Source organism: Pseudomonas sp. PS02290 (assembly GCF_029960075.1).
Classification (GTDB): domain Bacteria; phylum Pseudomonadota; class Gammaproteobacteria; order Pseudomonadales; family Pseudomonadaceae; genus Aquipseudomonas.
The window spans coordinates 1-12,138 of sequence record NZ_JASCOY010000126.1 but is presented as its reverse complement, the minus strand read 5'-3'; the positions used below and the strand labels follow the sequence as shown (position 1 = coordinate 12,138).

The following is a 12,138-nucleotide window of genomic DNA, read 5'->3' as shown; positions in this document are numbered from 1 at the left end:
CTGAACCGAAGCATTCCTCGCTGCTTACTTCGTCCAACTCTTTGATTATCAAGGAGTTTTCCGTTTCGTCTGCGCCGGAAGTGGGGCGAATTATAGACAGATCCAGAGGGGCGTCAAGCACTTATTTAAACTTTGGTGGCAACGTTGCGGCTATTGGCCCGACGACGCTGGATACGCCCAGCAATTACGGGGATCCTAAGCACAAGAAGCAGTGCGCCGATCGTTGCATATATAGCCCACTCCTTTAGATCAGCCCGCACAATCCAGAGCATGTGCAGTAACCCCAGCCCCAGAATCAGGTAACTGAGCCGATGCAGCTTCTTCCAACGCACTCCTAAACGGCGCTGACTATAGCGATTGGAGGTGACCGCCAGCGACAACAGACCTAGAAAACCCAGCGCACCGACAATAATGTACGGTCGCTTGACCAGCTCCACGCCCAACTGCGCCCAGTCGAAGCCCAGAATAAAGAAGCCATAACCCAGCATGTGCAGCGACACATAGGTGAAACACCAAAGCCCCAACTGCCGGCGAACGGCGACCCAGCCGGGCCAGCCCGTCGTGCGCTGCAATGGGGTCATCGCCAGCGTGATCAAAAGCAGGGTCAATGTTCCGAGGCCCAAGCGATCAACAAGCACTTTCCCGGGATCCGGCCCCAAAGCAAAAATCCACGCCTGGTAGAGCCAATACATGGGGACTAACGCTGCTGCGATGAAGACCGACACTCGCCAGTAGATGAAGCGCATCAATAGTTTTTCCGGAGATCCAGGCCTGTATAAAGAGAAGCAACCTGCTCCCCATACCCGTTGAACATCTCGGTCTGGCGAATATTCGGGCTGAACAGCCCGCTAGGCAAACGTCGCTCGTGCGCTTGGGTCCAACGGGGGTGGTCAACCGTCGGGTTCACATTGGCGTAGAAACCGTACTCGCTTGCCGCAATGCTTTGCCAAGTGGTTTTCGGCTGCTCGCTCGTCAGGCTGATGCGCACGATGGACTTCGCGCTTTTAAATCCGTATTTCCAAGGCACGATCAGACGCAGCGGCGCGCCGTTCTGATTGGGCAGCTCCCGTCCATACATGCCCACCGCCAGAATCGCGAGGGGATTCATCGCCTCATCCAGGCGCAGACCTTCTACATAAGGCCAGTCGATCAATGCAAAGCCGGAGCGCTGGCCAGGCATGGTCTTCGGGTCCTGCAGCGTTTCGAAGCGGATGTATTTGGCACTCGCCGTGGGTTCAACCTGCTTGAGCAGCTCGGAGATCGGGAAACCCAGCCAAGGGATCACCATCGACCACGCCTCTACACAGCGCAGACGATAGATACGCTCCTCCAGCTGATAAGGCTTCATGAAGTCTTCAAGCGCGTAGCGGCCAGGCTTGGCCACCTCCCCGTCGATGACAACGCTCCACGGCTCGGTTTTCAGGGAGCCGGCGTTTTGCGCAGGATCGCCCTTGTCGGTGCCGAATTCGTAGAAGTTGTTGTAGTGGGTCGCATCCTTGAACGGCGTGATCGTCTCGTCCTTGACGGTAACGGCTTGCCACTTGGTCGCAGGCAATTTGCCTTTGAACCAGTCCGGCGCGGCGCCGGCTTCAACGTCGGCGTAGCGCGAAGCTTCTTCGGCTTGGGCCCAACGAGGCATAGCGCTGACGGCGAGCCCTGCAAGTGAGCTGCCGAGCAACGCGCGGCGAGAGAGATAAATGGATTCGGGCGTGACATCCGATTCTTTGCAATCAGATGTGGAAGGGATCTTGATCAGCATGATGACTCCGCAGTTATAGAGAACTGAAGCATCTATAGCTGCGGAGTATGCGGGAAATGCAGGCCGACTAACTACCTCTGGCGACGCAGACGCAGCAGGTACTGGATCGGACCAGACGCTGCATAGCCGAGGAATATCAGCAGCAGAATACGCGGAGGATCACTGAACACGACGGCGAACACCAGAACCACCGCGAGGATCGCAACAAACGGCACTCGCCCCTTGAGATCCAGCTCTTTGAAACTGTTGTATTTGATGTTGCTGACCATCAGCATCCCGGCAGCAGCAACCAATAGAGCGACCAGGAACGACAATTTCGAACCCTGAATGCCGTAATCGCTGAAGGCCCAGACGGTGCCTGCGACTACGCCCGCCGCGGCAGGACTTGCCAGCCCGATGAAGTAACGCTTGTCCGCCTTGCCTACCTGAGTGTTGAAGCGCGCCAGACGCAATGCTGCGCCCGCGACATAGATGAAGGCGACCATCCAGCCGACCTTGCCCATGTCGCCCAGGGCCCAGCCAAATGCCAACAACGCCGGCGCCACGCCAAAAGCAACCATGTCGGACAGCGAGTCATACTCTGCGCCGAATGCGCTCTGGGTGTTGGTCATCCGCGCGACGCGGCCATCCAGACCGTCCAGGACCATGGCAACGAAGATGGCGATGGCGGAAAACGCAAAGTATTTACTCGCGCTCACCTGATCACCTGCACTCAATGCGCTCTGCGCACTCATGGCGCTGATGATTGCGTAGAAGCCGGCGAACAGATTCGCGGTGGTGAACAGATTGGGCAGCAGGTAGATGCCGCGATGACGGACCTGGCGCCCTTCGGCGTCATGCCCCTCTTCAATGTGTTCATCGATCGGTAGCAGGCTTTCGGCGTCAGAAGCCTTGTTCGGCTCTTCGGGACGTTCGCTCATGGACAATACCTTGCAGCTGAAAAATTTCGACAAATGCTTGTGGCCTCTGGGCCGACAAACGATGCAGCTTTATACCAGATGAGCCCCCATAACGAAAAAACGCGACCCGAAGGCCGCGTTTTTTCCTGCAAGAACTGATCTGTGATCTTAGTTCTTGGCTTGGTCGACGATTTTGTTCTTGGCGATCCAAGGCATCATCGAGCGCAGTTGCTCACCAATGATTTCCAGACCATGCGCCTTGTTGTTACGACGCTTGGCGGTCATCGAAGGGTAGCCACTGGCGCCCTCGGCGATGAACATCTTCGCGTATTCGCCGTCCTGGATGCGCTTCAGAGCGTTGCGCATGGCCTGACGGGATTCGGCGTTGATGACTTCCGGGCCGGTCACGTACTCGCCGTATTCGGCGTTGTTGGAGATCGAGTAGTTCATGTTGGCGATCCCGCCTTCGTACATGAGGTCGACGATCAGCTTCAGTTCGTGCAGGCACTCGAAGTAAGCCATTTCCGGCGCGTAGCCGGCTTCCACCAGCGTTTCGAAACCGGCTTTGACCAGTTCAACGGTACCGCCGCACAGAACGGCTTGCTCGCCGAACAGGTCGGTTTCGGTCTCGTCCTTGAACGTGGTTTCGATGATGCCGGTACGACCGCCGCCAACACCCGACGCGTACGACAGAGCGACGTTCTTGGCGTTGCCCGAAGCGTCCTGGTAAACGGCGATCAGGTCAGGGATGCCACCGCCTTTGACGAACTCGGTACGCACGGTGTGGCCCGGTGCTTTTGGCGCGATCATGATCACGTCGAGGTCGGCACGTGGAACAACCTGGTTGTAGTGAATCGCGAAGCCGTGGGAGAAGGCCAGTGTTGCGCCCTTCTTGATGTTCGGCTCGATTTCGTTCTTGTACAGCTGAGACTGGAATTCGTCCGGGGTCAGGATCATGACCAAGTCTGCACCGGCGACAGCGGAAGCCACGTCGGTCACTTTCAGGCCGTGAGCTTCAGCTTTGGCGACAGTGGCCGAACCCTTGCGCAGGCCAACGGTGACATCAACGCCCGAGTCTTTCAGGTTGCACGCTTGAGCGTGGCCCTGAGAACCGTAACCGATGATGGCAACTTTTTTGCCCTGGATGATCGAAAGGTCGCAGTCTTTGTCGTAATAAACTTTCATGAAATTCCCCTGATAACTTGGCCACAAGGCCATTTGCAAAATTAGGTTAGATGCTCAGCACTTTGTCGCCGCGGGCAATGCCCGTGACGCCGCTTCGTACGGTTTCCAGAATGGCGGTGGTGCCAATCGCCTGGATGAAGCTGTCCAGCTTGTCGCTTGTCCCGGTCAACTGCACGGTATAGACGCTGCTGGAGACGTCGACGATCTGGCCGCGAAAAATGTCGGTGGTACGCTTGATCTCGGCACGTTGTGCGCCAGTGGCTTTCACCTTGATCAGCATCAGCTCGCGCTCGATGTGGGCGCTTTCCGACAGATCGACCAGCTTGACCACCTCGACCAGCTTGTTGAGGTTCTTGGTGATTTGCTCGATCACTTCATCATGTCCAACGGTGGTCAGCGTCAGACGCGAGAGAGTCGGGTCCTCGGTTGGCGCCACTGTCAGGCTCTCGATGTTGTAATTGCGCTGCGAAAACAGGCCGACCACACGAGACAGCGCGCCCGGTTCGTTTTCCAGCAATAGCGAAATGATGTGGCGCATGGTTATGTCCGCTCCGTCTTGCTCAGCCACATGTCACGCATGGACCCGTCTCTGATCTGCATCGGATAAACGTGCTCGCTGACGTCGACCTGGATGTCGAGGAACACCAGGCGATCTTTCATGGCGAACGCTTCTTCCATCTTCGGCTTCAGGTCCTTGAGATCGGTGATGCGCATGCCGACATGACCGTAGGCCTCGACCAGCTTCACGAAGTCAGGCAACGACTCCATGTAGGAGTGCGAGTGACGGCCGCTGTAGCTCATGTCCTGCCACTGACGGACCATGCCGAGCACGCCGTTGTTGAGCAGGATGATCTTCACCGGCAGGTTGTACTGCAGGCAGGTCGACAGCTCCTGAATGTTCATCTGAATGCTGCCTTCGCCGGTGACGCAGGCGACATTGTCATTCGGGAAACTCAGCGCAACGCCCATCGCGGCAGGCAGGCCAAAACCCATCGTGCCGAGACCGCCGGAGTTGATCCAGCGATTGGGTTTGTTAAAACGATAGTACTGAGCCGCGAACATCTGGTGCTGACCTACGTCGGAGGTGACGTAGGCATCGCCTTTGGTCACTTCGCACAGCGTCTCGATCACGGTCTGCGGCTTGATGACGCTTCCGTCGCCACGGTTGTACGGGAACAGGTCACCGCCGGCCCGCCACTCTTCGATCTGCTTCCACCACGTCTCGACCGAATCCTTGTTGGGGGTTTCGGCAAGCTCTTTGAGGGTCGCAACCATTTCGGTCAGGACGCTTTCCACCGGACCAACGATAGGCACGTCGGCCTTGATGGTTTTGGAGATGGAAGCAGGGTCGATGTCGACGTGAATGATTTTGGCGTTCGGGCAGAACTTGGCCGGGCCGTTAATCACGCGATCGTCGAAACGTGCGCCGACCGCAAGGATCACGTCGGCGTGGTGCATCGCCAGGTTGGCGGTGTAGCTGCCATGCATCCCCAGCATGCCGACGAACTGGCGATCAGTGCCCGGGTAGGCACCCAGCCCCATCAGCGTGTTGGTGACCGGGGCGTTCAATTGCTGCGCCAGTTCGGTCAATGGCGCCGAACCGTTGCCCATGATCACACCGCCACCGGCGTAGATGACCGGGCGTTTGGCCGCGACCAGCATTTCCACGGCTTTGCGGATCTGGCCGGAGTGGCCACGAACCGCCGGGCTGTAGGAACGCAGCTTGGCTTTCTTGGGGAAGATGTATTCGAACTTTTCCGCCGGGTTGGTCATGTCTTTCGGGATATCGACAACGACAGGACCAGGACGACCGGATTGGGCGAGGTAGAACGCCTTTTTCAGGACTTCCGGGATTTCCGACGGGTGCTTGATCATGAAGCTGTGCTTCACGATCGGCCGGGAGATACCGATCATGTCGGTTTCCTGGAACGCGTCGGTACCGACCATGTTGCTCGGGACCTGGCCGGACAGCACCACCATGGGAATCGAGTCCATGTACGCGGTGGCGATGCCGGTGATGGCGTTGGTTGCTCCGGGACCCGACGTCACCAGTACGACACCTGCCTTGCCGGTGGCGCGGGCGTAACCGTCCGCCATGTGAGTCGCGGCCTGTTCGTGACGAACGAGGATGTGGCTCACAGCCGGTTCTTTGAACAGCGCGTCGTATATATGCAGAAGGGCCCCGCCAGGGTACCCGTAGATATGCTCTACGCCTTCGTCACGCAAAAAGCGGACGACCATTTCAGCGCCAGATAAAAGCTCCACGTTGTTCACCTCTAAAACGCCAGAATACCGTCCACACAAGCGAGGAGACGGGTCTTAATAGGTTTACTGCAAAGCAGAGCATGAGCGACGGTGGTCGCCGACTACGTCAGCACTGACTGAGCAAGTATTGGGATCGCCCCTTTAAGTGTTTCGGGGTCTTCCCACCCAGCGCGAGGTAACGCGTTGCGGGTGTTACGGGTCGGCGCGGGTGTGCGCCTCATGATCTACCGAGACGGTCTGCTTCTGGCAGTCCCTCTACAGCGAACTTTGGATTGTTCGGATTCGCCCCCCGCAAGTCAAGTCATCGATGCGCTTTCTTCGTCCGCAGTCCGCCAAAAGGCACCGAATGAGGTCGTGGCGCCGCGCTTGTGATAGGTTTCCGGCCAATGCCACAGAAGTAAGGAACCGGGAATGCGCTGGATGATGCTTGCAGCGACGCTGACACTTGCCGTCGCCCCGGCGGTAAGCCAGGCCGCGCAGATATACAAATGGGTCGACGCTCAGGGCGTCACGCATTTCGACGCCCAGCCGCCTGCCGGGCAGGCAGCACAGGAAATCAATACAGCGAGCCCCGTCACCGCACCCCCTGCCCCGCCGCCACAGAACCAGGACGGGGTACGGGAGCAGGAGGCGGTCGATGCCAAGGTCAAGAAGCAGGTCGCCGTTCAGGAAGCGAAGCTTAAAGAAGCGTGTGACGAGCAGCGCACCAACCTTGCCCAACTGCAGAACAACCCTCGGGTACGACAGGAGGTGAACGGCGAGTTCCGGCGGTTCACGGAAGAGGAGCGCCAGGCTCGCATTGCCGAGGTCAAGAAGTACCTCGACGATCAATGCAACTGAGGGTCAGACCGCCTCTGTGATCAGGCGGTCAAAGCCTTTCAGCAGGGCAAGCAACTCGCGCGCTTCCCCGATACGGCTGGCGTACACCATCTCGGCCATTTCCAGAATACCGGATGCCGTGGGCAATGGCAGATCACGCTCAAGGATGATCTTCATGCGCGGCAGGAAGATCCATTGCAACCACTGATCAAAATCCAGCGTGTCGACGCAGAAGGGTTCACGGCTGGACAGCGACTCATCGCTGGGCGGCACATCCTTCCACCATCCCAGCACTCGCAACTCGCGCTCGATCAATAGCAACTGGTCGGCGATTTTCGGGAAGCGTTTATCCATTGGCTTTCTGCCGCGCCAGCGCTGCGCCGGCGGCGTCACCCTGTTTTTCACGCGACTGGGCAATCAACCCCCAAAGACTGGCTTGAAGGCTGGCACGGCCATTGGCGTAGGTCAGACCGCGACGCGCCAGTTGCTCGGCCTGAGGCGCATCGCCCTGAGCCAGACGCACTTGCGCCAGACGGTAAAGGACCTGTGGCTCACGGGGAGCAACGCGCTGCGCCCGCTCAAGGCTTGACGCGGCGCCGTTGAGGTCACCACCGGATTGCTGTTGCTGAGCGGTGGTCAGCAAGGCCAGCACCGGGCCATCAAGTTGCTCGTCTTCCGATAATCCGCCGCTGGACGCAGACGGAATGCCAGTCGGCGCCGACGCCGGCATGTTGTAGGTATTGCTGGTCGCTGGCGGCGGTGTGTACGTGTTGTTCACCGGAGCCTGATTGACCGGCGACGCGCTAATCGGAGCGGTACTGATCGGCGCCGTGGTGGGCGGCACGAACGTCGATATCGGCGCGCCACTGGCGTTGGCGCCGCCGGGCACCATGACCGTGACACCGGAATCTTCCTGGATCGATTGGGACTGCGCTGGCGCCTGCACGGGCGCGCGGTAGGTGTTGTTGCGTGTCGACGAAACACGCTCGCCGTTTGAAACGCGTGACCCTGAGTCCACCACCGGAATCGCACTGCGCGTCTGGGACGCGCAACCGTTGAGCAAAGCCAGAGCCGTTACAGCCGGAATCCACCACTTGTTCACGTCACATCCTCTTTGCTTAATTCAACCAGGCTCAGTTCAACCAGCCTTTGACCCAGTCCATCACCGAATCGGCGGGCGCTGCAGGCCCACCGCACGTCGGGCCGGGTTGCGGCTCACTGCCGCGAATATACGGCATCTGTACGGCGTTCGGGCAGCTGGCGTCGGTGCCTTCACCAGTGCTGGCATTGACCCAGGCCTGCACGACGTTATCGGGCATCGCCATGTCCAGCGGCAGCGGATCGGCCTTCTTCATGAAGCTGGTCCAGATCTGCAAGGCGCCGGTGGCCCCAGTGAACGGCGTCTTGCCGTTGTCGTCGCGGCCCATCCAGACGATCGCCAGCAAATCCTGACTAAAACCGGCAAACCAGCTGTCGCGGGAATCGTTGGTGGTGCCCGACTTGCCCGCCAGATTCAGGGTGCTCGGCAGCACGTTGTACACCGATTTACCCGTGCCTTCGCGCATCACCCGCTGCATGGCGTTCTGCAGCAGATAGATCGAACCCGGGTCGAAACGTTGTTGAATCTGGAAAGGGTAGCGCTTGAGCGGCTCCCCCTCTGCAGTCAGTACGCTGCGAATCCCGCGCAATGGCGTATTGAAGCCGCCGCTGGCGATGGTCTGATACATCGTCGCCACTTCGATTGGCGTCAGCGCGCCAGCCCCCAGGAGCATCGACGGGAAAGCCGGCCACTCACGGGTCACGCCCAGCTTGGTCAGGGTTTTGAAGACATTCGGAATGCCCAGGTCCAGACCCAGCTTCGCGCTGGACAGGTTGTAGGAATGCGCAAGGCCCTGATACAGGAAAATATTGCCGTGGGCTTTGTGATCGTAGTTCTGCGGCTTCCAGATCTGGCCGTCGGCGCCTTTCACCTGGAAGGGTTCATCGGGTACCCAACTGGTCAGCGTGTATTGCTGCGGACGTTCGAGTGCAGTGAGGTAGATGGCCGGTTTGACCAACGACCCAATCGGCCGAACGGCATCCAGCGCCCGATTGAACCCCGCAAAGCCTGCCTGGCGACTGCCGATCAGCGCCTGAACTTCGCCGGTTTCCGGATTGGTCACGACCATGGCCGTTTCCATCTCGTCCGCGCCTTTTCGGCCCGAAATCTTGGCGAAGCTTTCGCGCACGGCGGCTTCGGATTTCATCTGCAGAATCGGGTCGAAGCTGGTGAAGATCCGCAGGCCTTCCTCGGTCAAGTCTTCATCGCGGTAGTCCTGACGGAGTTGGCGTTTGACCAGATCAAGGAAGTCCGGAAACGAGCTGTCGGCCAGCGATCCGACCTTGCTCACGCCCAGCGGCATTTTCTTCGCCGCCGCCACCACTTCCGGCGTGGCGACACCCTGCTGTTCCAGCAGATCGAGAACCAGATTACGCCGTTCCAGCGCACGCTCCGGGTTGCGGCGCGGGTTGTAATACGACGGCCCTTTGACCAGGCCGACGAGCAAGGCGACCTGATGCAGCTTCAGTTCCGACAGCGGCTGGCTGAAGAAATACTGACTCGCCAGACCAAAACCGTGAACCGCACGCTGACCGTCCTGACCGACGAACACTTCGTTCAGATAAGCCTCGAGAATCTCCTGCTTGCTGTAATGGATCTCCAGCAGAACAGCCATCATCGCTTCGGTCAGCTTGCGGGTGATGCTGCGCTCGTTGGTCAGGTAGAAGTTCTTGACCAGTTGCTGAGTTAGCGTCGATCCGCCCTGGCGCATCTGGCCAGCGGATGCGTTGATCCAGAAAGCGCGCACGATCCCCTTTGGCGATACCCCAAAGTGATGGTAGAAATCGCGGTCTTCGACGGTGACGAGGGTGTCGAGCAAATAAGGCGGCGCCTGATCGAGTTTGATCAGAATCCGGTCTTCGAGATTCTTCGGGTACAAGCCGCCGATCATCAGAGGCTCAAGCCGCGCAACAGCCAGCTTGGCGCCATTGGCGGCGGTCAGTTCCGCGACGTAATCGCCGGAGAAGCGCACATGGATCTGCTGTGCCGGATCAGCGCCTTCATAGAACTGGAAGCCGCGGGTGTTGAGATCGACATTGTTGCCGTTGACCGCAGCAGCGCCCGGCCCGTTGGCCACGGCTTCGCGGCGATAGCCCAGCGCATCGAGCTCCAGAAGGAAGTCGTCGCGTGAAAGCTTCTGGCCGACGAACAGCTCCAGCGGTCGCGCATAGACCTTGGCCGGAATGGTCCAGCGCTTGCCGGAGAATTTTTCCTGGACGATGGAATCCAGGTAAACGGCGAAGCAGCCAAGGATCACCAGCCCGACAAGACTGAGTTTCAGGGCCCAGCCCAACAGGCTGCGCAGGCGGCTGTTGGTGGGTTTGGGGGATTTTTTCGAGGTGCGGGATCGGGTCATGGCGGCGGATTATACGCACTTTCAAAGCCCCCGACAGACCACCCTTTAAGCGGTTTGCAGCAATGTCTGTAGCGGCCATAATGGCCGCCTTTCGCTACTTCTCTATAGACTTATCACCTTTCAAGGATCGTCCGTGAGCCAGACACTGATAGCCGCGCTGCAAAACCCCGCCCTGTTTCCTCACCCGGTCGAACAGTTTCAGGTCATCGAGACGCATATTTCCTGGGTGCTGCTTACCGGCCCTTACGTTTACAAGATGAAGAAGCCGGTCAATTTTGGCTTTCTGGACTTCACCAGCCTGTCGGCGCGTAAGCATTTCTGTGAGCAGGAGCTAATGCTCAACCAGCGCCTGACGGAGGATCTGTACCTGGAAGTGCTGCCTGTCACCGGCAGTATCGACGCTCCGCAGCTGAATGGTGAAGGCGAAGCGATCGAGTACGTGCTGAAAATGCGCCAGTTCCCGCAGGACGGCCTGCTCAGCACCTTGCAAGCCAAAGGCGAACTGACCACCGCGCACATCGACGACATGGCCCGGCAGATCGCCGAGTTTCATCTCAAATCGCCCAAAGTCCCGATGGAAAACCCACTTGGCAGTGCTGACAGCGTCATGGCGCCGGTCACGCAGAACTTTGAGCAGATTCTGCCCTTCCTCAGCGAAAAATCTGACCTCATTCAGCTGGAAGCGCTGGAAGCGTGGGCCAACACCAGCTTCGAGCGCCTCAAGCCATTGATGAACCAGCGCAAGCTGGACGGGTTTGTCCGCGAGTGCCATGGCGACATCCACTTGGGCAACGCAACGCTGATCGATGGCAAGGTCGTGATTTTCGACTGCATCGAATTCAACGAGCCCTTCCGCATGACAGACGTCTATGCGGACATCGGCTTCCTGGCCATGGACCTTGAGGATCGCGGCCTGAAAAGCCTGTCCCGTCGATTCGTCAGCCAGTACCTGGAGATGACCGGCGACTACGCGGGCCTGCAGCTGCTGAATTTCTACAAAGCCTACCGCGCACTGGTCCGCGCCAAAGTGGCGCTGTTCAGCCTGAATGCCGATGCTGACCAGGTGCAGCGCGCCGCAACCCTGCGCCAGTATCGTAACTACGCCAACCTGGCCGAGAGTTACAGCGCGATCCCGTCCAATTTTCTGGCCATCACCCATGGCGTTTCCGCTGTCGGGAAAAGTCAGGTGGCGATGCGGCTGGTGGAAGCGCTGGGTGCTATCCGCCTGCGTTCGGATGTCGAGCGCAAGCGCGTATTTGCCGACCATAACGACCTGTATTCCGCCGATGTCAGTGCTGCCACCTATCAGCGCCTGAACGAGCTGGCCGGTGTCGTGCTCCGCGCAGGCTTGCCGGTGGTCATCGACGCAACTTATCTGAAGCTCGCACAGCGTCAGGCAGCTGCGCAGATTGCCGAGGCGATGGGCGTTCCTTTCCTGATCATTGATTGCGCTGCGCCAAAGGCAGTTATCGAGGGTTGGCTAGCGCAACGTCGGGCGCAGAATCAGGACCCTTCCGACGCAACGATGGAAGTCATTGAAGCGCAGCTGGCCAGTCGCGAAGCGCTGACCGCCGACGAGATACTGCGCAGCCGGCACGTCGAGACCAACGTCAGCGGCGATCTGGACAAGCTGGTCGCGGACATCCGTCAGCATCTGCCGGGCCTGTAACACGCCGGCCAAACCAGTGGTCGAGTCGTGAAGGATATAGCTTCACGGCGCGCCACTAGTGGCATTATAGTGGCGTCAGAATTACAA

Annotated in this window: 11 protein-coding genes; 2 read left to right on the top strand and 9 right to left on the bottom strand. The window is 58.9% G+C overall.

The window, feature by feature from the left end:
* Positions 1-125: 125 nt before the first annotated feature.
* The 6 genes from msrQ to QMX88_RS26830 all read right to left on the bottom strand — a co-directional run bounded on the left by msrQ (position 126) and on the right by QMX88_RS26830 (position 6,108).
* Positions 126-746 (bottom strand): protein-methionine-sulfoxide reductase heme-binding subunit MsrQ, encoded by a 621-nt coding sequence (gene msrQ / locus QMX88_RS26855; protein WP_282373298.1) that lies wholly within the window; start codon positions 744-746, stop codon positions 126-128.
* On the bottom strand, positions 746-1,759 hold the full coding sequence (msrP, locus tag QMX88_RS26850; protein WP_282373297.1) for a protein-methionine-sulfoxide reductase catalytic subunit MsrP: 1,014 nt from the start codon (positions 1,757-1,759) through the stop codon (positions 746-748). Before msrP ends, msrQ begins: the two co-directional genes overlap by 1 nt.
* 71 nt (positions 1,760-1,830) lie before the next feature.
* Positions 1,831-2,679, bottom strand: coding sequence for a CDP-diacylglycerol--serine O-phosphatidyltransferase (pssA, locus tag QMX88_RS26845; protein WP_192174627.1), 849 nt, complete (start codon positions 2,677-2,679; stop codon positions 1,831-1,833).
* Positions 2,680-2,826: 147 nt separating this feature from the next.
* On the bottom strand, positions 2,827-3,843 hold the full coding sequence (gene ilvC / locus QMX88_RS26840) for a ketol-acid reductoisomerase (protein ID WP_282373296.1): 1,017 nt from the start codon (positions 3,841-3,843) through the stop codon (positions 2,827-2,829).
* Positions 3,844-3,889: 46 nt separating this feature from the next.
* On the bottom strand, positions 3,890-4,381 hold the full coding sequence (gene ilvN, locus QMX88_RS26835) for an acetolactate synthase small subunit (protein ID WP_093469284.1): 492 nt from the start codon (positions 4,379-4,381) through the stop codon (positions 3,890-3,892).
* A 2-nt stretch (positions 4,382-4,383) separates the two neighbouring features.
* Complete coding sequence (locus QMX88_RS26830; protein WP_192174626.1) at positions 4,384-6,108, bottom strand: acetolactate synthase 3 large subunit; 1,725 nt, start codon at positions 6,106-6,108, stop codon at positions 4,384-4,386.
* Between the two features lie 411 nt (positions 6,109-6,519).
* Here QMX88_RS26830 and QMX88_RS26825 point away from each other — a divergent pair, with 411 nt between their 5' ends.
* On the top strand, positions 6,520-6,948 hold the full coding sequence (locus QMX88_RS26825; protein WP_282373292.1) for a DUF4124 domain-containing protein: 429 nt from the start codon (positions 6,520-6,522) through the stop codon (positions 6,946-6,948).
* A gap of 3 nt (positions 6,949-6,951) precedes the next feature.
* Here the strand turns inward: QMX88_RS26825 and QMX88_RS26820 are convergent, their stop codons facing one another.
* The 3 genes from QMX88_RS26820 to mrcB are packed head-to-tail and all read right to left on the bottom strand — an operon-like array spanning position 6,952 to position 10,382.
* Positions 6,952-7,281 (bottom strand): YqcC family protein, encoded by a 330-nt coding sequence (locus QMX88_RS26820; RefSeq protein WP_192174624.1) that lies wholly within the window; start codon positions 7,279-7,281, stop codon positions 6,952-6,954.
* The gene (locus QMX88_RS26815; RefSeq protein WP_282373290.1) at positions 7,274-8,029 is read right to left on the bottom strand and encodes a tetratricopeptide repeat protein; all 756 of its coding nucleotides are present in this window, start codon (positions 8,027-8,029) and stop codon (positions 7,274-7,276) included. Before QMX88_RS26815 ends, QMX88_RS26820 begins: the two co-directional genes overlap by 8 nt.
* A 31-nt stretch (positions 8,030-8,060) precedes the next feature.
* The gene (mrcB, locus tag QMX88_RS26810) at positions 8,061-10,382 is read right to left on the bottom strand and encodes a penicillin-binding protein 1B (RefSeq protein ID WP_282373289.1); all 2,322 of its coding nucleotides are present in this window, start codon (positions 10,380-10,382) and stop codon (positions 8,061-8,063) included.
* A 133-nt stretch (positions 10,383-10,515) separates the two neighbouring features.
* Here mrcB and QMX88_RS26805 point away from each other — a divergent pair, with 133 nt between their 5' ends.
* Positions 10,516-12,051 (top strand): bifunctional aminoglycoside phosphotransferase/ATP-binding protein, encoded by a 1,536-nt coding sequence (locus tag QMX88_RS26805; protein WP_282373288.1) that lies wholly within the window; start codon positions 10,516-10,518, stop codon positions 12,049-12,051.
* Positions 12,052-12,138: the final 87 nt, after the last annotated feature.